This window comes from Paenibacillus sp. J31R122, from assembly GCF_056269185.1.
Genome location: NZ_JBWDNM010000004.1, coordinates 180,258 through 206,017, shown reverse-complemented (window position 1 = coordinate 206,017; position 25,760 = coordinate 180,258). Strand labels below are relative to the sequence as shown.

The following is a 25,760-nucleotide window of genomic DNA, read 5'->3' as shown; positions in this document are numbered from 1 at the left end:
ATGGATTCGAAGCAACAAAATACAAAGAATTTCATTGAAAGCTTGTTTTAAGAACGTCGTGGATCAATATTTAGGTAGATTCGCCGAATACATCATTTACATTATTCTCTGTGTATGCCTATGAATCCTCGTTACAAGCTTGGAATGCGTTTCCCTTCATCCCCTTACTTCCCGGGAAATAGGACTGCTCATTCCATAATCTTTATTTCCATTCTGTTTATCGATGATGCTGGATATGGAACCGCTGGCATAATCGAACTTGTAAATACAGGATCGGAACCATCCGACCGAACGTTTACTTGATATGTTTTATAGCCGTTCCCAGGAACATTCTCGGCCACGAATACGACGTTAACGAACCCGCGGAACCCCAAGTGTGTTCATCGTAAATTATCATTTTTCGATAACCATCGTAAATATCTTCGTACGGATAACGAATATTTGTATTCGCCATGGTCGCAAATTGCTCTGCTGCCGGTAATTTATCATGATTTAGTTTATTGATTCCCGTTTCATAAGCTGTTCTTAGATCTTCTTGATAATTGGTATACCCACGATCCACATGTGTATCGTGTGCGAAATACATCTTCCAATGACGAACCTTCATTTGAGCCAACGTTTTTGTTGCAAGCGGAGTTCCCATGTAACCGGTATTGATTTATGTTTGATTTATAGATGTTAGAGATACACACGCTGAGCAAACCAGTAGAATGCCAGTAAAAAAATCAAACATGAGGTTATCATCATACCTTTACGGTACACTTTGATCTTTTGTAATCTGATCAAAATTGGCAATAATACAATCAACACGACTAGTTGGCCCGCTTCAACTCCTAAGTTAAAAGATAGAAGCGTACCGATCAGATTCTTCTTGGGAAGCCCTGTTTCTGCTAAGGCTTCTGCGAAGCCCATGCCATGGATCAATCCCAAAAACGCTGTTAAGATCCAACGCCATTTTACTTTTTTTATAAAAATATTTTCCACGGCCACATAACAGATCGACAGTGCAATTAATGCTTCAACCCAATAAGCGCTTATATGAAGGCGGTCTGACGCAACTAAAAAAAGTGTGACACTGTGCGCAATGGTGAAAGCGGTAACAATTTTCAACGCTTCCTTGAAGCGAGTAGCGATTAATACCAATGAAAATAAAAACAACAGATGATCATAGCCAATTAGAATGTGATTTATGCCTAAAAGAAAGTACTCCCAAAGTAAACCGCCCACTTTTAAATCGGGAAGGTCAATGTGAAGGTCTCTGTTGTTATAATCGACAATATCCTGGTACGACTTATCTCCCGACATTATCAAGAGATAACTGGAATGATGAGGCACATCTTGAAACAACAAATTATAGTGAATCGTTAAATCTTCAATATACGTTCTGGCTGTAAAGCGTAATTGTATACTTACACCTCTTCCACTGTTCTTTTCTGCCATATTCGAAGTCAGCAATTCCATACTCATGGGTTCTCCATTCGCTTCAATTGCTATACCATCGGCAATAAATGCTTCTATTTCTTCTTTTTGTGATTCCAAATCCTCGCTCTCGAGATTATTATCTTTCATTACATCGAATTGATATAAGTACATTTCATCTAAAAATAATTCATACAGAATCTGTTTTCCTTTCACGTCCAAAGTAGAATAACTTTGACTCATGTTATGTGCTTGACTAGATGAAGTGCTAAATAAGGAAAGTAAACTAATAAAAATAGAGAGAGCAATCACTCGAGTCATTATGAACCACCTCTTAACAGGATTTACATGCGGATCACTATCATATATTGATCCGCATGTAACTCGTCTTGCATCTGTATAATAGCTTGCTTTCAATCCTTTGGAATGGATATAATCCGCTAAGGCCTAGGCTCTATTCCCGGAACGATGATTCTTTGCGCAACAAAGGCAAGATCCTCGAGATCGACCTTTCCATCGTTGTTCACATCTGCCTTTCGGGCAGTTGACCAGTCTGAACTGCTGGTATTTTTGCCGTAATTTGCGGCTACGATAGCCAAGTCACCGATCGATACTTTGTTGTCACCGTTCAAATCGGCAGGTTTGCCGACTACCCTGATCTGAATCTCTTTTGTAGCCGGAAGCGCACTCACTTCGCTCCCTTGGCTGTTACCGAATTCTGCCTTGGTGACTGATATAGTCCCCGTTGCAGCTGCCGTAATTTTCTTTGCTCTCCATTTCAACTCTATCAGACTCTCATCCTGTGCGATCCCATTCTCATTTCCTTGACTAGCAACTAACAATTGAATCTCGCCTGGTACTTCCTTTTCAAAAATTGATAACCCTGTTTTAGAAGTGTTGGCCGATACAAACTCCAAAACGGTCGCATCATAAATCAAATTCAATTTTCCAGCATAAAACGGCTGTTCTTCACTACTTTTTACGTTATCGAGTCCAAGTTGAATAATCCATTCGCTTCCTGCTTCAACCTCGCTCGGGCCCAATAAAGTTACGGCGAGATCTTCTATCTCAGGATTCGAGATAAGAACTAGATCAACAGTGGTTGTTTCATTTTCCTTAACCCTCACATCTGTTGCGCTTGCGCTTGTGTATCCAGCTTTAGTTGCTGTTAACATATAACCTGATCCTGCTGGCACATTGGCAATCTCATATGCCCCAGTATCTAACGTTGTCGCCTGATAGTTAACTCCATCTACTATCACGCTTACATTCGTGCCCATTACCGGATTTGAACCATCGGTTACTCTTCCGCTAATAGTACCTGTACTAACTGCTGGATCTCCTCGTGTAAACCGCACTTCACTCAAACCATAATACTCCGAACCATATGAACCTTTACCAACAGCTGGATCAGCTGTAATTTGGATGAAACGAGCTTGTTTGTTGAACTCTACTGGTTTACCATCAACAAGGTTTGTTGCCGCTTGTCTAGGTATACCTTTTGCTTTGGCAAAGGTATACGGATAAGTTTTGCCTTCTATCGAACCTTCACCTTTCAGTTCGATCCAAGCATCATTCTTATCCACTTTGTATTCAATCTTTACATCTCTTAGTCCACGTTCGGTATTATTGTTCTGATTGATGTTCCAAATCCACATTTCACCAATGTCGCTTACTTCACCAAGATCAAATTGAATCCACGCATTTTGTCCAGGATTTGAACTTGTATGCCACATAGTAACAGCGTTCGAATTGTTATCATGAAGATCAAATACACTTAATGTACCATCCATACCAGAATTGTTAATCACATTCTTAGGTGACTGACCCCCCTCAAAGGTACTTCCAGCTGTAACTGAATCAACTTTAAGAATTTCCTTCTGTCCAGTAATCGTAACGATGTATTCATCTGTCACTCCTGAGTTATCCATTGCCGTTGCAACCACTTTCACTGTTCCGTTACTTCGGGCAGATAACACACCACCTTCGGTAATAATTGCTGCTTTGGCAGCTGCTCCCTCCATATCGGTAACTGACCATAGAACCTTTGGACGAGTTGCTGTATCAGGCTCAACCTTCACATTCATCTGAAGGCTGCCCCCATTACTTGTAATAACATCTACATCATCTATCGTAGAAATAATGATTTGCTTCACAGGAATCAGTTCATTCAGATCAAGCTTACTTGTAAATCGCAGCTCACTCAGTCCAAAATAAATATCCCCCCACGAACCTTTCCCAGCTTCCGGATGCGCAATAATTCTTACATAACGAGCCTCTTTACCATCAAAGCTAACCGGACTATTATTACCATCGTTCAGATTGGTCGCTTTAAGTCCACTTATTCCAGTCCCCTTAGTAAACTGGAAAGGATATCCTGCTTCCATAGCATCTTTAAACACGATACCCTCTGCAGGAGACAATTCACTCCAATTGATATCATCCGTGGAGTATTCGATCCTAACATTTTTCAAGCCTCGTCTAACGTTCTCACCAGACTGATTCATATTCCAAATCCACATTTCATCAAGTGAATACACCTTGCCCAGATCAACTCTTGCCCATGCCTTATTACCTGGATTAGCTGCTGTATGCCACATCGTAGAAGCGCTTGCATGCGCATCATGTGTGTCCTGAAGCGAAGTAGTACCTGACATACCACTATTATTAATCAAATTTGTCGCCTTTTGACCGCCCGCATTAGGCGCATATTCATCACCAACAGATGCATCAACAGGTGCAATGAGTGGAACATTAGCAGAGGCAGTAAGCACATATGAGCTTTGTCTCCCGCCTTTTTCCACTATTACACTAATCTCATCACCCTCCTCTTGAATCTGGATCATTGCAGATGGTGTACCACTTGCGACCTCGACCCCATTCACAGTGATGACTGCATCCGAATCATCCATTGTTGGAGTTACTGTGACTCCTTTAAGCAAACCAAAGTTATCCCCTACATTCAATTGATATTGATTAAGTTCCCCATCGAACTTAGATGACAGAGTTCCCATGGATACTTCTAGATTGGACAACATTAAGGGGCTTTTAATTGCACTCACTTTTACTTCATTGCTTTCTGCAATATTACCGCTTGTGTCTACTGCTTTTACCATATAGGTATGTTCGACATCCGATATAGCGGTTCTATCACGGTAAGAAGTAACATAGTTATCATCCAAACCGCCCAGTTTCACTCCGTCACGATATACTTCGTAATGGTCGACCATGATATTATCGGTCACAGGTGTCCAGAACAGATCAATTCTATGATATTCACGCGCTTGTGCATCCAGAATTGGTGTTCCAGGCTTGGCAGTATCTACAATACCGCCAAATGTTGGTGTTACCGATGAAGTAAATTCTCCTTTAGCGCCCGCCTTAGCAGCACGAACACGATAATAATACGTATCCTTCAACCCTTCCATAACCTGTGTATCAAACCACGCGGTACCTTGGGTCGTGGCAAGATAGTTTCCAGTACCAGGCGTGAAGTTCTCTTCCGTATCACGGAAAATCTCATAATACAATGCACTATCAACAGTATCCCAATTGAGTTGCGTCCCTGCTATATTACTGATTACAGCATCAGGACCATAAACTTCCAAACCTAATAGACCTATATTCTTTGTATTCACTCCTCCTGTAATATCAATTCTTAGTGAAGTAATTGTTTTCACTTCTGAAAGATCGATTATTTTCGGTTTTCCACCTGCAGGAATATCTGTGATATTCTCTATTTTCGTGCCATCATTAAAAGTAATAGTTGCAGCTGCGATATCATCATCCGAGTTCGGTCGGTCCGCGATGGAAATTTTATCAATTGATATTGGTGAGTCCCAATTCAATTGGAACCATGCACTCTTCTCACCTTTAGATGCCCATTCTAGTCCATTATCGATTATCTTAGCGTTTTCTATAGTATATTGCTCATTATAGAAACTCGATGCTGTTGCCTTAGCATTTACTGACAAATTAGATAGTGAGCTGTCTCTCGTTGAAACCGCCTTGAGATTAGTCACCACGTCCGGTGCCGCATCATTCCGTACACGAAATGTCTTAATGCCATATGCAGGAATATCGAATGTGAACTTATTCGAATCTGAAACTTTGTTCTTGTCATTCTCGATTACATCCGTTTCGGTAACAGCTATCACATCAAATGGCAATGTAACTCTAACACCATTTGTTGCTTTTCCTGTAAGCTCATGGAAGCGAAGGATCATGCCATCTGAATTAGCCTCTGATGCCTTCATTGTAGTAAGCTGAATGTTATCCTTGTTCACCTTAATGTAGTCACCCTGCATTTTTCCTGATGCTTCCTGTGCTCCTGCTATTACAGTTGCTTGCAGTGGTGTACTGGTTTCCCAACCAAACCGAGCCGACTTTTCTACTCCAGCATCCTTATTGGTAAATAAGGAGTACTTGAAGTTCACATAGCCTGGCTGATCTCCTTGAAAATTCGTCTGCCACATATTGTTCATAATATAGCTGTAAATATAAGGGTTCTCAGATTTGTAATCAAATGACCAGTTGCCTGTTCTTCTCTCTCCGAACTGTAGCAGTGCAGAGTTAGGTAGCGCTAATGTCATATTGTAATTGTCACTCTTATCTTTTACATTCACCCATTTGTTGGCAGAATACCAATCATGAGAGGTACCATAAACTTGTTCACCTTCAGCTGTATTCCCAATAGGCAGGTCATAACGAATTTCATAATCATTTCCTGAAGTTGTGAATGGGAATGTATAGAACGCTTCTTCTTTGGCAGTAAGCGAAGGCAGAGACTTTTTAACAAACTCATTCGAGATATCAATTCTTGGAATGTCATTATATAATGTTACCTTCTGCCAAATATTTTCAGTACGGAAAGTAGAAGTATTTAAGCTTGCCACAGCACCATAGCCGTTAGCCTCTACACTCAACTTACTTGCATCTTCGTCTGGGACATACAACTTCCACTTATCTTCAGCGAATGATGCTCCCTCATTAGAGAAAGGAATCCCAAAATCATCATAATATTGGTATTGATTGAATTTTGCAGGTGCCTGATCATCAACGATTTCACGATTGCCATTCTTCTTGTCAAGAATGCTGGAAATCGTACCATCAGGGGCGAACGTGACCTTGTAGTAATCATTTTCAATGAAGTTATCACCTGTTATTACTTTAGGTGTAAAGGATTGGGCAACTTCTGTTTCCTCAATGTTATATGTTTTGTAGCCCAATGCTGGAACATCATTGGCGACAAAAGTTAACATACCATCCTTCATGTTATAAGGTACTGACTTACTACCATCTTTGATCCTAAAATAAGTCGGTAAATCTGATAGATCCGAGATGGTTACCACATCATCTCTCACCCAGTTCAGCGGATTATGCACATAGATACCCTTACCTGATGTGCCTACTTGGGATGAGAGCTGTTTGAGCGAATCACTGAGTATCTTATCGGCCAATTCTTTGGCTCCAAATGCGTTGCTGCGCTTCCACTCAAACTGATTATGATACATGGAACTGCCATTATAGGAAGCGTTTCCCCATGTATGCTCATCATAGATAAGATTGCGGTCAACTGCTTGATATATGTCGTCGTATGGATATGCGATGCCTGTTAGAGCAGAAGCAAACGAAGCTGCTGTCTCTGCCACTGGAATCAAGTTGCCTGCTACCTTGTTCATACCCGACTCATAAGCAGTCGTTCCCCAGCCATCATTCCACCAGTTCTCCTCTGTACCTTTCTCCACAGGAATCATATCCTTGTATTCAGCTTCCACATCTTCGAAAAATTCATCTGGAAAGGTTGCTTTCACTCTAGGATACGCATAGCCAGAATCCTGCCATTCCTTATTCAATTCATTCCCAATTTTGATTTGGAGATCATACGGTCGACTATTATCACCAAACGGAACTAGTGATATAAGGAACTTGTCGTACGGATAGGCTCTTCTCTCCACTCGACTTTCCAATTCGCCAATAAGGGTCATGATGTTGTTCTTGGCACTTGCCACACTTCCATCACCTGGATTATAGTGCGTTCCACCAAACCCATAGTTATCGCCGTAACTCTTTCCGTTAAATATAAGAAGCTTATTGTTGGGATCCATTCCCTCCATATAGAACAGGTCATACGATTTTTTTTTATAATAGGGAGAACGATCTCCATTCTGAGAATGGATACCATATTTGATGCCTGCTTGTGCAGCAACATCTACATACCCTTTGCTAAATGATGGATTATCAAACATCCGTTGAGTAGTACTAGGTTTGACTCCTAACTTATCTACCATATGACGGTTCGTATAATAGGTAGCTCTTGCCGCTTCCTCAGTACTGAAGGCTTCCGTTACATAATTAAAGCGTCCAGCTCCAATAGACATACTACCTGCCTTCTCCATATCCAGTATTTCTTGAATCTCCTCCGCGTTCCGATTCTTCATATACGCATCGCCCATCATAAAAGAAGACTCAATCGCATATTTATACTTTTCAAGATCTGTCTCGCGTGCATTCGATTCGTTTACATATTGTTTAGCTGTATCCAAGAAACCTGAATATAGCTTTTTCAAGTCCTCTTGATACATTGTATAACCTAAATCAGTGTGCATTTGCTGCGATAAATAGAATTCCCAGTGTCTCGTTCTTGCCCACTTATCTGACTCATAAATAGCTTTAGCTGTGCCTGTACACTCTGCATTGTCATATAACTCAAGCTTCATACTTGTGGTTTCACCAGGCTTAAGCATTGCATTTGTATCCGTCACAGGAACCATTATAATACTGGATCCGGCTGCAATAGCGCCCACTTTTGCAATGTAGGGTTCATTTGGTCCAACTGTGACTTTAGCCCAGCCAGTGAAGCCTGCTCCTTTATTATTTACTGAAGCCGTTGTTTCTTGTTTACCATCACTTCTTACCATTGGTGTTTGTTTAACTGCACTAATGGTGACATCACCCTCAGCTGCATTTGCTGTCAATGCTGTGAAGAAAGAAAATACCATACAAAAGCAAATTAGTAGATTTAATATTCTCAATACTTTGTATTTCTTCATCGCTCTCCCTCTTTCTTATACTTATTAGAAAGTTCAACAGTACAAGCGAGATTAGGTTGTGACTTTTTCCGCATAAGTTGACGTCCTAATCACTAAGTATTCGATAATAGATTGATGTTATTTTGCCTGGTTTGAGGAGTGAAGTTCGTCAATCCAAAAGGAGTAGTAACAAATGGCGCCGAACATGCAAATTCACTGTTGCGTTTAAAGTTGTTCGAACCAATCAGTGGAGGTTGGGGATATAAGGAAATTCTATCTTCGGTAATCATGCAAATCAATTTTCAAGGTTGAAAATGTGAGAAACTCTTAAGCTGTCACGGGGTAATTTTGGCATAACCATTATGTGGAAAGGGAAGTGGACACAGTTGCCCGTACGGTTCGTGGGAAAGAACTGTCAGAAGTTAGGTCACCACCTTCAAAATTAACTTTCATTCGGGGGTTGAAGCTCATGCCGCATTCTTTTAAACTTTTCATAGAAGAGCCTCCCTAGGTTTGTCTATTGGTTTCGTCACCATTAACACTACTAACGTAAGGGCTCTTTTTCCATGATTTTGGATCACTTTCTAAGTGAAATGTTAACTTGGAAGGCAATCCAAGGGCCTTTGACGTCTTTGCTGCGACGTTAGTCACTCCTCCTTTGCAAGGTAAGATAGCTTCCGTTCAAGTAATGTAATTTCTGTCCATGCTTCTGAATATTTCGTAATACGCCAGTCATAAATCCATCAGGTCAGTAACGCCATTTGTTGTATCGAATATACATCTAATACTATATCCGTTTACATAGAGAAATTATTGATTTCTTGTAGAATATATAACAATTCGATTCTTGTTGACTGGATTTTTGCCATCAAGCTAGTAGAGTTACTGGACAATGAATCGGTTCTGCAAACATATTTAAATCATGTCTTTGTATAACTTATTATGTGGCTACTACAAAAAAGGTACGAGGATGTGTCACCCTCGTACCTTTTTTAATAAACCGAGGCAAGCCATTGTTTGACCTGGCTGCTAGGTTGTCTCTGCCTTTCTGGATAAAGAATATCTCCCTTGAGCCCTTCCCGAACCTTACGCTTACGATTTCACGGTAAGCAGCATACCCTTAATGAAATTGCGCTGTAGAACGAAGAACAACAACACCGTTGGCAGCGAAGTCAATACGATTCCGGCCAACAATGTGGTCATACCTGAGCGGAAGTAAATACCTTGCATTGTCGCCAGACCTGCCATAACTGGACGAATCGTTTCTGATCGGGACAGCGTCATACCGAAAACCAGGTCGTTCCAAATCCACGTGAATTGGAACAAGAAAAGGACGGAAATTGGTGGCAGCAGCAGTGGACCGATGATCCTAGTAAAGATACCAAAACTATGAAAACCATCGATCTGTGCCGCTTCCACAATTTCGTAAGGCAGTGTCGTCATATAATTGCGCAATAGAAAGACGCAGAATGGAATAGCAATTGCAATATAAAATAAGAGCATGCCGCCAAAGGTATCGTAGAGACCTAACTTTTGATATCCCTTGAACAACGGAACCAAATACATCTGAAAGGGAAAAATAGTCCCACTGTAGATGAGCAAGAACCAGTAAAAACCGCCCTTTAATCTTAGTATAACAATCCCGAATGCGGCCATAGCTGCAATGAAAATCGCGATTCCTGAACCAAGCACTCCATAGCTTAAGCTGCTCATGAGTCCTTTCCCCAAATTGCCCATTCGCAGTGCATCCATCATATTTAATCCTAATTGGAACGTCTTCGGGAAAGCCCAAATGTTGCCCGCGCTAAAATCCGCCAACGATTTAGATGCGTTCATTACGACTAAGATGACCGGTATCACCCAGAAAACGGCTAGTAAACTGATAATAATGTATGTCGTCCATTGCCCTATTCGTATTCGTTTCATGTCGCTCATCCCTCCTTCACAATCGTCTGCCGCAAATAAATCCAGGAAACAGCAATAGAAGCAACTGTCAAGACAATAGATATCGCGGCGCCTTGCCCGAAATGGAATAGTACGAATGATTCTCGAAACATCGTCACAGCAAGCGTTTCAGAAGAACGGTACGGACCACCCATTGTCATGACCCAAATAATATCAAAAATCTTAAAACTGTTGACGAGGGACATACCCATTACAACAATCGTTATTGGGCTGAGCAGCGGAAGTGTTATGCTCCAAAATGTACGAAACCGGCTAGCTCCGTCAATCGCCGCGGCTTCAAATGGTTCCTTGGGTAAAGCGCCAAGGCCAATCAGAAATAACAGCATGTTCGTCCCGGTCCCTTGCCACACCGATGCTATGATCATCGCAAACGTATTGTCCGGAGTCGAAGTCAACCAATCTCTCGCGAGCGACCCGAGACCGAATAGCTGCAGCACGTAGTTGATGCCGGTTTGGGAAAACAAAAATACCCAGATGACACCAACCACCGTAAGTGACATCGCGTACGGCAAATAAAAAATGTTTTTAAATAGTCGCTGCCCCTTTAAGTTTTGCAGCAGCACGCTGAACATTAGCCCTAGCCCAACAGGCAGAACCAGTGTGGCGATTACCCAAATCAGCGTATTTTTCAATGAAGTGATGTATGTAGAGTCTTGAAAGATGGCCACGTAATTGTCCAATCCGACCCACTTAGGTGCCGCCAATCCGCTATATTCGGTAAAGCTCAAGTAGATCGTATATACGATCGAGGTGATAAAAAATGCGGTGACGAGCAAAGCGGCAGGAAGTGTGTAAAGCAGGGCTGCCCCGTTCCTCTTCAAGTATGCTGTCATCTCTCTTTTCCTCCTAGCTTGGGCTCTCGCCATTTCTACTACTATTGTAAGAAAATGGCGAAGTAGAAGGTATAGAAGATCTATTGATTTCTTGTAGAATTTATAGCTGCCCTTTATTGCGGAACTCCTGCGGCGTCATCCCGGTGTAGCGTTTGAATTGGTTAGAAAAATACGCTGCATCTTGGTAGCCAACTTGCTCGGCCACATGATAAGTTTTCGAATCCGTCTCCTGCAGCAGCTTTTTTGCTTCCTCCATACGGATTCCTGTCAAGTATTCGATAACACCTTTACCGGTCTTCTTCTTGAAAAATACGCTGAAGTAGGTGGGAGTCATGTTGACTTCCTCGGCGATAGAGGATAAGTTCAAATTGCTGTTGAAACGTGCCCGGATGTATGCGATCGCCTGCTCGATTGAGCGGTTGTGCAGCAGCGTGCCTGACTGTTCCTTTAGATCCAAGCGCTCGATCGCTAACAAGAGCGGCGAAATTAACTCCATCAGCGAATCAGCTAGTTCCAACCGTTCAAGCCACGCTGGCATTGAGGAGAGCCCTTGTGTCCTGGAGTCTTCATCGGAAACGAGCAGATTGCGGTACAGCGTAATCATGGCAATTTTCAATTCCTTTGCTAGTCGTTCTAGAGCTGTCGGCGAGTAGGCTGAACCTTTGACTGATAGAATCCAGCTATTCAGCTTCGAACAGATCTCCCTTGTATCGTCAGCCTTAAACAATTCTAGAAGCTGATCCAGGTGAGATTGGATATTGTCGTTCGTTAGTGTTGCAGTATCACTAGAGGTGACTACAACAGACTTATCTCGCACCCACCTCATGCTTAACAGCTGACTAGCTTCCTTATAAGCAACACCAATTGAAGATAGCGGAACCGGCTGTGAGATGGAGATCGAAGCCGTCAAATTTAGAAAATGGTTAATGTTATAGCGCAGCGCCATACATTTTTCTATGCACTCTTCGGTCGAGAGAGGCTCCTTCATTAGCAATACGAGATGTGAAGCTTCGTCATAAAAGCATAGGGGGTGTTCTAGCATCTCTTCCGTAATGTTCCATACAGCATATTTGAGTAACTCCCATTCCACTGAATTATATTTCTTTCTGAGCTCAGCTTGTTTCTCGAACTTGAGTGTGGCTACCGCATATTGCTCCTCATCAAGATTCAGCCCGATTCCCCTGGCCTGCTCACGGATGTCCGTCGTTCGCAAAACACCACTTTTAGCTATAAGGCTACGCAGGAAGTCTGTTCGGATCAACAGTTGATTGCGGTTAATGATCTTGCTTTTTCGAGTTTCATCCAGCAGCTTTTCTTTCTCCACGGAACGTTCCTTATAAATCGAAAGTAGCAGCTCCCGCAATTCGGAGAAACTGGGCGGCTTGACCAAATAATCTTTGCAACCAAGACGAATCGCTCGCTTCGCATATTCGAAATCGTCATATCCGCTCAGAATGATCGATCTTACCTTCGGATATTGGGCGGTTACTAACTGTATAAGCTCCAGACCACCCAGTCTAGGCATACGGATATCGCTCAAAATAACATCAGGTTCAAGCTGCTCAAGCTGCTCAAGCGCCTGCACCCCGTCTTCCGCCATGCCTACTACAGTGAAAGGAAGATCCATCCGCTCAATCATCGCCTTAATTCCGTGGCGCAGCACTTCCTCGTCATCAACGATCAGTACGTTCATATTGCTCGATTCTGGGAAGCTCAAGTATGAATCGCGTCCCTTGGTACATTTCACTTTCCACATCGAATCGGATCGGTCCTTCTCCATATGCGAGTCGTATTCTTTCGTAGACATTGCGGATTCCTATCCCTTCTCTTGTCGTAGTTTCCTGCATTTTGATGCCAGACAGGGCATTCCTCAAGGCTGTTATCTCTACATCATCCATGCCGATCCCTGAATCCTCAATGACTATACAGAGTGTTTCACTGGCTTTCGCTGTGATCCAAATGCGGACTGTGCCTTCCTGTCGATTTGGAACAATACCATGCAGAATTGCGTTCTCCACAATCGGCTGCAAGAGCAGCTTAATCATCCTCCACTTCATCACCTGTTCATCGACTTCTAGCTCTAACTTAACCCTCGGATAACGGTATCTCATTATCTGCATGTATAGCTCAATATGCTCGCACTCCTTCTTGACGTCCACCCATTCCTTTTCTTGCCCGATTGCATAACGAAGCAGTTTACCAAGCTGGGACGCCATACCTGAGATGTTATAGTTACCATCGATCTCCGCCTGCATGGCGATGGCACTCAACGTGTTGTTTAAAAAGTGCGGGTTGATTTGAGCTTGTAACGCCAACACTTCGGATCGTTTGCGCCGCTGCTCAGTGTACGTTACCTCGGCAATGAGCTCCTGAATGCGGCTCAGCATATGGCGAAAGCTAGATGTGATCAAACCAATCTCATCCTTTCGGTTCGTTTCCGAAACCTCAATATGAAATTGCACCTTGGGCGCTGTCTGCATCATCCGACTCAACTTCTTAAGCGGACGTGAAATCCGATAACTAAGCCCGGAAATGACTAACAAGGCAATTACGAAAAAGAAAACGTTAACCAGTAGAATTGTTTGCTGGATTCGGTTGATTTTGTAAAATAATTTTGACACTGGCATTGCTCCGACCAGCGTCCAGCCTGTCACTTCCGATTTATAACTGCTCTTAAAATGATTCGGTCCAATACAATCCGTCAGCAACTTGTTATCACAGGACTGCTGATTATCGAAAAGAATGTGTCCACTATCGTCCACGAGCAACAAAAAGCCTTCTTTTTGTATCATCTCATTACTTGATGGTTTCAGGAAATCGAGCAGGAAGTACATGCGGATCATACCGACCTCTTTAAACGTTTGGGGATTGTACAGCAATCTAGACATTGAAAACAAAGTACGACCATCCTTAAGTTTCGACGGAGGGGTTACAATGCTTTCCCCGTGTGACTGTCTAGTGAGCTCAACCCATTTCGTGTCACTGTCCTTGATGTCCTCTCCAATCCGAAATCGATTTTCGTTACTATCGAACAAATCTATGGTGACCAGACTTTTGCGGTCGGCCGCCCATATCATAGAGAGCATCCCGTTAATTTGCGCTATATCGTCAAACGAGTAACCGAACAAGCCGTTCTTATTATTTTGGTGCGTTTCCAAAATGCCCATCAGCGTGTAGTCGTAAGCGGGATTTTTCGTAATGCCTACCAGTAGCTTTGTATAACTTTCCATCGTTTCCCCGGTGTTTAACGTCATCCCATGAAGCCAGGATGCCGCCTCCGGTTGCATCTCCTGCTTGATGAAGGAGAAAGTCACAAAATTGATGAGTACGGTAGGTATCAGAATCGTAATAACGATAATCAGTATAAGCCGATTCGGAAACGAAACATACACGAATCCCCCCCCCTAACGAAATAACCAGGAAACCGCTCGTAACAGCAGTTCCCTGGCATAACTATTATTTATGATCAGCCCAATATTTATCGGCCTTTTTCTGAATATTTTTTAGTACCGTCATATATTGGTCTGGGTTCAACATGAATCGTACAAATTCGCTAGAAGCATATTCCGAGAGTTCGGAAGGTGTCGCTTCCCAAAAGCGCGTAATCGATTTATACCCTCCAGCATTGATAGTGCCAACCAAATCTTTAATGATCGGGTCTTTGGACTCAAGATCCTTGCGGATCGGAACGCCTCCATAAAGTGAAAGCACTTTCTCGTTCGCTTCTTTTTTGGTCAGGTTTACAAGCGCTTTGATGGCATTATCTTTGTTCTTTGAGTTCTGTGAAACGAGGAATGGGGTCACCTCGGAGATGACAGTATTGCCTGCTTCCGACTTGATGGCAGGGAGTACGAATGTTCCAAAGTCTTCACCCGGTTGCATTCCTGCATTTTTAAAATAGTCTGAATACCACGTACCCATCATATACATCGCGAACTGCCCTTTGGCCATCGCTGATGGAATTTCTTTATTCCAATCCATGGGCTTCGCAAAATACCCCTTGTCATACAGTGACTTCCATGTCTCCATCACTTCGACGACGCCAGGGTCCGTATATTTCGCTTGACCGACGACCAACTTGTTGTAAAGGTCAGGATTGGAGTGAATCATCATTTCCTCAAACCAGATGAAACCGTTCCATACGTCCGTCGTCGTTGTGCCGATTGGCGTGATGCCCTTCGCCTTCAATGCATCGGAAACTGTCAGGAATTCATCCCATGTTTTCGGCGGCGTGAGCCCATTGTCGTTAAATACTTTTTTATTATAGTACATCACCCAATAGTGCACACCAGCTGGAATCCCGTACGACTTGCCATCAAAGGTCAACGTACTGGCCATAGATGGATCCACGCCGTCCTTAACCATTTCTTCCCACTGCTGCGTCATGTCCGCCAGATACCCAGCATCAACGAGTTCCTTCATTTGAAAGCCGTTCCACCATTTAAATACGTCTGCCCCATCGTTCGTTGTAAAACCGATTCGAACTGCCGTTTGGAAGGAAGTAGGTTCGTTGTACGGAACACCCGTTAGCTCAGTTTGATTGTTTTTCAACGTAATTGGGTTGATCTCTTTCAAGTAGTCTGTCCATGCCGCATTGTCAAAAAATAATTTCGCCTTGACAGGTTCATTTGTTTTCGTGACCGAAGTCTGCTCATTACTGCCCTTCGCCGTATCTGTCGGTTTTGTTCCCGAAGTTGCGTTATTGCCACCTCCGCAAGCAGTTAACCCAACTATCAACGAAGCTACCAATACCAAAGATCCAATCTTTCTCATAGGAGACCTCCCCTTTCATTATAGCGTTAAACGTGAACTTGAAACCGTTTACCGTACATTTATTATAATTACGATGCGGGAAAGCAATCTATAGAAGATCTATGGATATCTTGTAGTATTTATAGATTCTTTATAACCAAGCTAATTGTATATCTGCTATGCGAACGGCAGACAATTCGTCAGTTGTTTCTCTATTAGCTAGAGATACACGCAAGGCGGCATATGGAGATACAACCGCCTTGCGTTCATTTCATCCTCTTACTTCCCGGGAAATAGGACAGGTCATTCCAAAATCTTTCTAGCAATCGCCGCAAGATCCAGAATATCGATAACGCCATTGCGGTCGAAGTCCGCCGACTTGAACTGATTCCAATCCGGATGCTTGTCATCCATGCCATATCGAGCCGCTGCGATGGCAAGATCCGCGATCGAGTACTTGTTGTCGTTGTTCGAATCACCTGGTAATACAGGAGCCGTCATCACTTCAACGCGTACGGACGCCGGAATCGCCTGATGCTCATTTCCTTGCGCGTCGCCTAAAGCGGCGCTTGCAACGGTTATCGACCCGCTTGCGTTCTGGGAGATTTGCTTAGCTATAAATTTCAGCTCCACTATTTCTGAATCACCCTTGATCGCATGGTCCATTCCAAGACTAGCGACTAGCAAACGTATTTGTCCAGGAGTATGCGTCTGCTGTACATAGACACTAACTCCCTCAAGGATTGCAACCGCATCCTTGAATTCATAGAGGCTGGAATCATACTGAATCAATATATCCTGACCCAATATCGGAGTTTTTACATCCTTCAGTCCATATTTCACTGAGAACGGCTCGCCCTTCATGACCGAAGACGGACCGGAAAGCTTCACTGCTGTTTGCTGCTCGCCGCTCTTAGTCACATGAACCTGCGCTGACACCGTTTTTCCGCCGTAGGATACGCTGATTGTCGTGCTTCCTTCCGCTACACCAGTCACCAGCCCTTTGCTATCTACAGAAGCAATTTTCAAGTCCTCTGCCGTAAATTCAGCTAAAGAAGTGACATCCGTAACCGTACCGGATTCGCTGTATGTTGCAGAGACGACCGTTTGAAGCGTATCGCCAACAGTCAGGCTGAAGGACGGTTGGTTCAGGCTCAGCGTAAACAATTCTTGAACCGCGGCCACTCTGACGGTAGCTTTTGGTTCCGCCGATGATCCTTCTACCGTTCCTTTAACGGTAAGAACGCCCGCATGAGCTACCATTTCTGCCGTAATCGTCGCCCACACAACATCCGCTAATCCTGTCGTTCCGTCGTTGTACACGGCTTCAACCTGTGCTGGAAGTGCTGGGATTACGCCTTGATTCGTATCTACGGCAACCGATTTGTAATCTACGATGGATTTTACGAATTCTTCATTTTCTTTAAGGACATTAATCTCCGCTGCCGATGCCCATCCATTGACGCCCGCCGTAGCTTCAAGCTTGACATGCGATGCGTTCGTTCCCTCAAAACTTACGACTTTCTCCGTACTGTCGTTCGCCCAATTTCCGCTAGCGACTTTGGTAAAGGTTGCGCCATCAGTGCTGACATAGACGTTATAGCTTGTAATCTTTCCGTTATCGCCCGACGGTCTTGGCAAATATATGATTTTATTGATTTTGTAAGTTCCTCCAATGTTTAAGGTGATCGATTGAGGAAGAACATCAGATTTATTCCACTTTGTATGCCAGATCGTTTGCGGATTTCCGTCAATCGCCATGGATGCTTCATTATTCTCTCCGCTCGTTTCCTGACTTGTCGCCGTTGCCGTCATTTGCGACTGAGGAACACTATTTCCAATCGCCGCAATCGTTATCGGATCACTTAGAACGGTTACCCCATCTAAAGTCGCCTTTACGACAACGGTCGCTTTAAATCCTTTGCCGATATCGCCCTTCACAACGATCGTATTGCTGCCCTCAACAACGGATAACCTTCCATCGCTGAATTGATATTCGACTGCAGCTCTTGACATATCACCTTTTTCTCCCGTGTCTAACAAACCTTCAATAGCAGCAACGACCGGTTCGTTAGGTTTAATAGTCGTTTTATTCAGCGTAACGCTAACTTTGTCCAAATAAGAACTCATATAGAGATGTCCTGACTTATTAACGAATAAATATGCCACCTTCTCCAATGAGCGTCCGCCAATCATTACCTTAATATTCAGTTTGGCCATGCCTTCGGAAACAGCCGTTATCAGGTTGGATTCATCCACCGCAATGACATCCTGATTTTCACTTGTCACCACAACCTCAGCATTTCCATCGATTTGCTCGCCCGCACCAGTGTAAGCTTTAATGTCATATTTCCCTGTCGTCGCGTTCACTGGTTTGAACTCATATTCAAAGCTATCGAACAAATTGGACTTATCGATTCCGTTCACAGCCACTTCCAGCAAATCCATCGTCGATCCGTTCGAACCACCCTCAAATACGAATCTGACATATTGCGCCGAAGTGTTAACTGGATATTGATTATAGAATCCAAAATAAGCATTCCCCGTCGGACCATTAACGGTGCTAACATCGTTCCAAGCCGTACCATCCTCGCTCGTTTGAATTTTAATCGATTTCGGCGTATTGATATATCTTTGATCCAACGAATTAAAGTTGATATTGATGTTTGCAATCTCGGACTTGGTCGGCAGCTTAAATTGAATCCATGCCTTCTCCCCTGCCGCAACGGACCATTTTGCTTGATCAAAATGAATGCCGTCGATAGTTTTGCCATCCGCTAAATGTTCTACCGCAGCTTGATTATGGCTCGCTGTAATCTCGGCAGACTTCGCAAGATTGGTGTAAGGAAGCACATCCATGAACACTTTATTGGTCGTAAACGTCTTCCCGTCTAACGTGACATCCGCCCACACAACGCCCTTCATCAGTTGATCGACATACGGCGTGATCATTACATTTTTGTTGAAAGTAAAGGTACTTACTTCTTTGATCGCAACTGGCTTATATTTGTCCCCCGCCTGCACGTCAACAATGCCGCCGTGCCACACAATTTGTGCGGCATCCAACCCGATGGCTCCGCCTTTCGCAGACCTGCCCTCGATCTGATAGCGGAGTGTTTCTAATGTGTTGAACTCACCGTGTGCCTCCTTGCCATTGACAAGCAAAGTTGCGCCGATCATACTTTCACCCACATAAATTTTGCCGTCTCTTGCTGTTACCTTCAATGTATCCTGTTTCGTAACTCCCTCATAAGTACCGCTTACGGTAATGGTTGTTGTTCCATTCGATATCGGAGCTACGATTCCATTATTATCGACTGCCGCTATGTCAGCATTCCCGCTTTGGTAAGTTAAACCGGAGAGCTTGGCTTTAAGCGCTGGGAAGGTCATATATCCATCTGCGTTGATTTGCAGTGACGATGGCGATAACTGCTCCCCCGTCGCATTGACATTCGTAAGCGTATATTTGCGAGCGGAATTGTTCGTTACAATCTTGATGATCGTATCGACCGGATCCTCCGAAACGTTGGCCAGATCGATTGTTAAGCTGTCCCCATTTTGCGTAAACGATTGGATCGGACTATCCTCGTTTAACCAAACTACTGAAGTCACATTATCTTTGATCGGACCGATGGTCAAGGATCTTCCGGCAATCGCATCGAATCCTTTTTTACTGTCGGGACCTTTCATAATATGAAGATAGATATTATTATCTCTAAAGGTTGCATAACCCCATTGCGGTCCTGTTGTACTGTTGGGATGTGCAAATTTATTATAGTTTCCTTTTCCATCGTCTTCGTAACCATAGCCGCTAAGGAAATAGGGCATTGTGCCTGTCGTTGATTCATGCCTCTCCGATTTGCCTGCAGGGGCGAACCATTCGATCATGCTTTCTCTCACATCAATGAACTGCTGCTCTGCCTTAGGATACCTTGTTGCGATATCTTGAACGGAATCCCAAAATGACCCACGGCCGTCTACAGGCGTCTGATCATTATTGTCGACATAACCTCTGCCAGCATTCATCACCATTTCTTTGGCCACTTGCCTAAAGTCGTCGCGCTTACCGTAGTACGGAGATAAGGCGTCCTTGGTGCGAATCATTTTCCATGGTTCCATCGGTGTACGTTTGACAAGGTGATTGGCTCCAGCATTCGAATAAATACCGTCAGCTTCGGCCGTTCTTAAATCAGGATCTCCAAACTCCTCGCCCCAAGCGTTGGAATTCACGATAATTTCATCGCTGTAATTGCGTATATTACTGTACATCACGTCGTAATTAGCATTGCGCATTGCCTGCGGACCATCAAAGTAAAGGTATGCTGGATCATACCGCAACATGAGGTCCTCTACGTTCTGCATAAACACATCCGTAGAATTATGTTGTAAGCCTCCGCCTTCGGTTGCGTAATAAATACCAAATTTCATGCCATGTCGTTTTACAGCGTCTTCAAACTGTTTTAATCCATCCACTACATTGCCATTTTCGTCTTTCGGCAAATACACATGCCTCGGATGTTGCGGGTCCGCGAATTTAGACGGCCAATGATACAACTGTTGCAACGCTTCAACCGAAACTAATGAATGTCCTTGACGTTTTGCTCGCTCTGCCCATAGATCAGCAGAGAAATTCGGGTCAGCAAAGTAACTATAGGATGGCGCAGCATGAGTTAATGCGCCAACTCGTCCTTCTTCAAACCATTTATTAGGGCGTTCCTTTACTGTAATGGTCATATCCTTACTAGCTGTATTCCCATCAAGATCCTTTACTTGTACCGTAAAGTTATAATCACCTGGTTCAGTATTAATATCGATGATTCCTTTACTGCTAGCTAAATCGACATTTCCATTCACTAATCCATCTGCAATGGTACCGTCTGCATTTAATTCCAATCCGTCAGGCAGTTTGCCGTCTACAAGTGTCCACGTATAACCAGGCTGCCCACCGCTCGCCATAAATTGAAATGCAGAAGCTGCGACGCCGTGTTTGTTGGTTGTCTTCGATTTATTCCATACATAAGGCCATTCCTTGTAACCAATCGGCATATTATGAGTTGGAAGCGATGCTTCTAGATCATCCTCGGTTGAAAGGCTTTGCGTGACAATGTTTAAAGTTTCACCTTCGCCTTCGACTGAATGGATTAGACCATTTATTTTATTGCCGTTTTGATCTGCGATTCGGCCATAAAAACCGAGATAGGCCACGTGCTGATCTTTCCCTACTGGAATATTGTTGCTATTAACATCTTCTGTATACGTATGTTTGATTTGAACCATCAGCTTATTCCAACCCTGTTTCAATTGGATCGCTTGTTTTGTCAAATCCTTCTGCACTTCCACTGGGGTGGTCGGTACGGTGGTGCACGCGTCGTTTACATAGAGCCGATACGAACCGCTGGCGCCTACATTAAAATAGGCTTGTTGTTGAGTCGGACTATAAACATAAGAGTGGGCGTACACATATTTGTTTCTCGTGTCGACCCCTTTTTTGACCGTATAATAACCATATAAATCTTGATAATCATCATAGTTGCGGTTATAAATACGATCATCAAAATATTCCCATTTATTATTTTCAGTTGCTGAGCCTAACGAATCTCCGACTTTGGGAGCGATTACAGAAGTGCCTGTACCGGATTCATTCTTAGGCTTGTTATAGACCTCTATTTCCGAAATACCAGTTATCGTAGGATAAGGTGTACGTCCTTTGTCGACTTCAACCTTTATTTCGACTACATTCTTTAGCGCAGCCTGCATGGCATATACGGTCGGTTCCGATGAGCTGGAAGACGTGCTGTCAATCTTTCCGGATTCTACTTTGCTACCGTCTTCAAGAGTGAAAGTAAGATGATACCAATTGTTGACGTGACGCGAGTCACCCCATTGCGTTAGTTTAACCTCGTTGATTGTAATAGGTTTGCCCCACTTCAAATTGACCCACGGATTGAAATCGTTTTCTGTGACCCACTGATTTCTTGTGCTTCCGTCAACCAAATTGGAGGCAGGATTCACTGCAAGAGCTCCCGATGCCGTAATTTCCGATGCCTGCGGCGCTAAATTTACGATTTCTCCCACATCGCATGCATAGATTTGATCCGCTACGGGCGAATCGAAAGGACCGGATACGAGCCACGAGTTCATAAACGGAGCGTTGCCCGCCGTTTGCTGCGCGTATACGTTCGTGTTGAGAAAGCCAAACGAAAATGATGTAAAAACTACTGCAGTGACCAATGCAAGGGAAGTCGTTTTTTTGATTTTTTTTATCATCAATGCCATTCCTCCTCTTTTATACATTTCCTGGCGATTTTTTTATGACATCTGCCTACTTGCCGGAATCTGTGGAACCAAAATTGCGCGAATGCTCCCTCCTTTTTCTTTTCGCTAATAATGAAGCTTACCAACTACAGCAGATTCCAATTCTACATTAGTAGAACTATGAGACTATGAATAGACAAAAATGTACGACTTCCTCTCATAATTGACTTTTGGGATTCTTCAAAAAATATACATTTCTCCAATTAATAACTATCAACTTAATGGATCCCACTAACCGCACCGGCAAGGGATCATACTGTAATCCTTTCAAATCGAAGAAGGGAGAGCATAGCTCTCCCCCCCCCGATTCATTCCTATTGTGTAAAATTGCTTTATTGCAAGATCGCTTTAGCTACGATTGCAAGATCTTCAATATCTACTTTTCCATCATGATTGATATCGGCTTTCGCATTCCAGCCCTCTTGACCTTGTTCTTTGCCGTAAGCCGCTGCAACAAATGCCAAGTCTCCAATCGTGATGCCTTCTTTTCCATTAACATCTGCGCTAATCTTCTTGTTGTCAAATGCTTGAACTGCCGCTTCTAAAGCGGATTTCGCACTATCCACCTGCTGCTGAGAAGCATTCGAATCGTTTGCAATCGCGCTGGCCGCATCAATAGCCGACTGTAATTGCGCTTTGGATCCAACCACATACAGGCCGTCCACATTACCTTCCACTGCAGCATTGTGCTTCACCTGAGTGCTCGTGATTAGAGCATTCAAGAGTGATTTATCCACAGGCACATTAATTTGTATCTCGTGGGAGGCTCCGTTGATCTGCAACTCATTCCCTAGACTGTTTGCAATCACAACATTGTCGACACTAATTGTCGTTGCCCCAGTTGCAGATTTGGCTGTAAACTTGAAAGTCAACAAATCGTCATTGGCAAGTACTCCTTCGTTTGCTCCCACGCTGGCAGCAATAATCCGAATCTGACCTAGCGCTATCTCCTTTTGTTCAATGATCTGGAATCCATCTTTCAATGAAGTAACAGAATTAAACTGTAAGCTCGAAGGATCATAGCGTAGAGTCAGATCTTGAGCATACACTTGCTGGTATGCGCTTTCTGTAACGCCGTTCAATCCCATCGTCAGATTGAATGTTTGATCAGGGACCACCTGCTGTAAACCTGTCAATTTAGTGGCAGGTGGTGCTAATGGTTCGCTAATTGTTACATTAATCTCCGCAGCCGCTGCCCAGCCGTTACCACCCGCCGTTGCTTCAAGCTTGACATTTGATGCATCTGTCGAGTCAAAAATTGCTTCTTTCTCCTCATTGTTACTTGCCCAATTTCCGCTTGCAACCTTGGTAAAGGTCACTCCATCCGTACTTACATATACATTATAGCTTGTTATATTTCCGTTTAAGCCTGATGGCCTTGGCAAATACGTGACTTTATTGACTTTGTAAGCTCCTCCAAGATTTAAGGTAATCGATTGAGGGAGAACATCCGATTTATCCCACTTTGTATGCCACATCGTTTGTGGGTTTCCGTCAATCGCCATGGATGCAATATCTTTACCCGTTTCCTCGCTTGTCGCCGTTGCCGTCATTTGAGACTGAGGGATATTATTAACAGTTACTCTAATACTTGTTGTCAAAGGAATGTTATTGGGATTTTCCACTCCATTTGGCAAAGTTACAGTTCCATTGACAGCGAAGGTCTGTACAGTCTTTACAGTGGGATCATAGTTTGAAGCATCTACATTCCATGTCACATTGGCATTCACCCTGCCTGCATCGGTAACCAAGGATACTCTCTTTGGCAATCCAAGACCGTCCGCTGTCTTCGCCGTTCCGATTGCCACCCCTGTGACGGCAGCTGGGGCTGTTATGCTAGTAAGAAGCTTGGTTGAATTGTCCAGTGCAAGCCTATTCTTTAACTCTTTCAGCTGCGCCAACTGTGCCGGGTCAATCACACCAAAATGATTTACCTTCGTGTCAAAACCTATTACATAAGATTTTTCAATTGCAGTTCTCGTTTTATTTTCGACGTACTCTATTGTTTTAGAAGTGCCGGCGGCGCCCCAACCCCATCCGCCTTTGCCAAGGGGTCCAAATAAGAAGTTTTGAACATCAGTAGTATTTTTCGCCCAACGACCTTCATATGGGAAAACATCGAAATTATTGATTTCTCCGGCAGTATAATCATGGTATTCCGTGTTTTTAGCAAATGCAATTGACGGATTTGTTCCTTGATTAAACGTTACGATACTATAAGGATTTCCAGATTTAGCGGCGTTAGCTAGAGTGGATACGTTATATTCCAGTGACATATTATTTTGGCTTTCCAATATACCGCCTGGATACATTCCATCAAACCACCATCCAGCAATCTTATCCCCGTAATGTTCCGACCACCATTCTACCATTTCAACATGTATTTTCTTCGCTTCCTGACTGACAGGACCATTGGAGCCGCGTATTCCCTTAAGAGCGTCCACGGTCACACGATAATCTCCGGGGTTCCAGTGAGCGCTGTGTGGAGGATTAGACGGTAGATAGAGCATAACCTTGATACCATACGGCGCCACTGCGTCTGCAATCTTCATAGGCAGATCATTTTCCTTAGAAGCCGTTTTGGGATTTTCTTCTCCCTCTCCTAAAAGACCTGCTTTACGCAAATATTGGTCGTAAACTTCGTTTGGCGCACTGTATTCCGCCGCATTTTGTCCTAGAGTTACAATAATATATTTCGCTCCGGTTTGACTGATTTGTTCTGCATATTTCTCCGCATCAAATTCCCCAATAAACTCATTCCATGTCTGTTGATTTCTATCCCATTTTTCACCCGGCTCAGTCGATACAAAATCCAGATTGACAAACTCGGAAAGAATATGATGTGAGACGCCATATTGTGCCTCAAAAAACCAATCGGTAAGAGGATTCCCCTCCGTTGCCAGCACCGGTCCAGCCGCCGCACTCATAACTGAGATTGCTGCCATATTACCGTGAATATCAACAGCTTTCACTTCGCATTTTAGGTATTTCCCAACATATTTATCCAACAAAATAATAGTTTGCGTGTTAATCCCTTGCAGCTTCGAGTATTCTCCGTCGACTGAATCAGAAATATACCACTGATATTTGGTTTCTCCCTCAGCATCATTATCAGCATCATTAAAAGTATACTTTACTTTCAATATGCCTTTTACATGCGGTCCCGCTCCCAGCTTCGGAGAAAGATTTTCAATTGTCGCATTCGACGTTACTGGAGCGCTGAGTGCCAGTAGTGACTTTGTTGTATCTGGAATTTCTTCTGCAAAAATACTAATAGGAGTACAAGTGAGCACCATTGCTACTACCAATAACATTGTTACTAGTTTTTTCGCTTTGATATATTTCATTGTTTATTCTCCCCTTAATTCGCAGATACGTTCTACTTAATGTACTCGGCGTAATCGATGAAGGGAGAGCATAGCTCTCCCCCTCCCCGATTCATTAC

The 25,760-nt window shown here is 43.4% G+C and carries 10 protein-coding genes; all 10 read right to left on the bottom strand.

What is annotated here, in order from left to right; all coding sequences use genetic code 11:
* Positions 1-295: 295 nt before the first annotated feature.
* On the bottom strand, positions 296-607 hold the full coding sequence (locus AC0YN7_RS08910) for a hypothetical protein (RefSeq protein ID WP_475809622.1): 312 nt from the start codon (positions 605-607) through the stop codon (positions 296-298).
* A 71-nt stretch (positions 608-678) separates the two neighbouring features.
* Entirely contained in the window at positions 679-1,740 is a 1,062-nt protein-coding gene (locus AC0YN7_RS08905; protein WP_475809621.1) for a HupE/UreJ family protein, read from the bottom strand.
* A 119-nt stretch (positions 1,741-1,859) separates the two neighbouring features.
* Positions 1,860-8,471: a discoidin domain-containing protein gene (locus tag AC0YN7_RS08900; RefSeq protein ID WP_475809620.1), complete on the bottom strand. Its 6,612-nt coding sequence runs from the start codon at positions 8,469-8,471 to the stop codon at positions 1,860-1,862.
* A 1,071-nt stretch (positions 8,472-9,542) separates the two neighbouring features.
* Positions 9,543-10,376, bottom strand: coding sequence for a carbohydrate ABC transporter permease (locus AC0YN7_RS08895; protein WP_475809619.1), 834 nt, complete (start codon positions 10,374-10,376; stop codon positions 9,543-9,545).
* Positions 10,377-10,381: 5 nt separating this feature from the next.
* Entirely contained in the window at positions 10,382-11,248 is an 867-nt protein-coding gene (locus AC0YN7_RS08890) for a carbohydrate ABC transporter permease (RefSeq protein ID WP_475809618.1), read from the bottom strand.
* A gap of 100 nt (positions 11,249-11,348) precedes the next feature.
* The gene (locus AC0YN7_RS08885; protein WP_475809617.1) at positions 11,349-12,941 is read right to left on the bottom strand and encodes a response regulator transcription factor; all 1,593 of its coding nucleotides are present in this window, start codon (positions 12,939-12,941) and stop codon (positions 11,349-11,351) included.
* Positions 12,922-14,640, bottom strand: a complete 1,719-nt coding sequence (locus tag AC0YN7_RS08880) for a sensor histidine kinase (RefSeq protein ID WP_475809616.1) — start codon at positions 14,638-14,640, stop codon at positions 12,922-12,924. The genes AC0YN7_RS08885 and AC0YN7_RS08880 overlap by 20 nt, the downstream gene beginning before the upstream one ends.
* 64 nt (positions 14,641-14,704) lie before the next feature.
* Positions 14,705-16,021: an ABC transporter substrate-binding protein gene (locus tag AC0YN7_RS08875; RefSeq protein ID WP_475809615.1), complete on the bottom strand. Its 1,317-nt coding sequence runs from the start codon at positions 16,019-16,021 to the stop codon at positions 14,705-14,707.
* A 282-nt stretch (positions 16,022-16,303) separates the two neighbouring features.
* Complete coding sequence (locus AC0YN7_RS08870) at positions 16,304-22,267, bottom strand: discoidin domain-containing protein (RefSeq protein ID WP_475809778.1); 5,964 nt, start codon at positions 22,265-22,267, stop codon at positions 16,304-16,306.
* Between the two features lie 380 nt (positions 22,268-22,647).
* Positions 22,648-25,662 (bottom strand): discoidin domain-containing protein, encoded by a 3,015-nt coding sequence (locus AC0YN7_RS08865; RefSeq protein ID WP_475809614.1) that lies wholly within the window; start codon positions 25,660-25,662, stop codon positions 22,648-22,650.
* Between the last annotated feature and the right edge of the window lie 98 nt (positions 25,663-25,760).

Bases quoted from the DNA above. Each gene is read 5' to 3' on its own strand.
- AC0YN7_RS08900 (WP_475809620.1), bottom strand. From the start codon at position 8,471: ATGAAGAAATACAAAGTATTGAGAATATTAAATCTACTAATTTGCTTT.
- AC0YN7_RS08865 (WP_475809614.1), bottom strand. From the start codon at position 25,662: ATGAAATATATCAAAGCGAAAAAACTAGTAACAATGTTATTGGTAGTA.
- AC0YN7_RS08905 (WP_475809621.1), bottom strand. From the start codon at position 1,740: ATGACTCGAGTGATTGCTCTCTCTATTTTTATTAGTTTACTTTCCTTA.
- AC0YN7_RS08895 (WP_475809619.1), bottom strand. From the start codon at position 10,376: ATGAAACGAATACGAATAGGGCAATGGACGACATACATTATTATCAGT.
- AC0YN7_RS08885 (WP_475809617.1), bottom strand. From the start codon at position 12,941: ATGAACGTACTGATCGTTGATGACGAGGAAGTGCTGCGCCACGGAATT.
- AC0YN7_RS08870 (WP_475809778.1), bottom strand. From the start codon at position 22,267: ATGATAAAAAAAATCAAAAAAACGACTTCCCTTGCATTGGTCACTGCA.
- AC0YN7_RS08875 (WP_475809615.1), bottom strand. From the start codon at position 16,021: ATGAGAAAGATTGGATCTTTGGTATTGGTAGCTTCGTTGATAGTTGGG.
- AC0YN7_RS08910 (WP_475809622.1), bottom strand. From the start codon at position 607: ATGAAGGTTCGTCATTGGAAGATGTATTTCGCACACGATACACATGTG.
- AC0YN7_RS08890 (WP_475809618.1), bottom strand. From the start codon at position 11,248: ATGACAGCATACTTGAAGAGGAACGGGGCAGCCCTGCTTTACACACTT.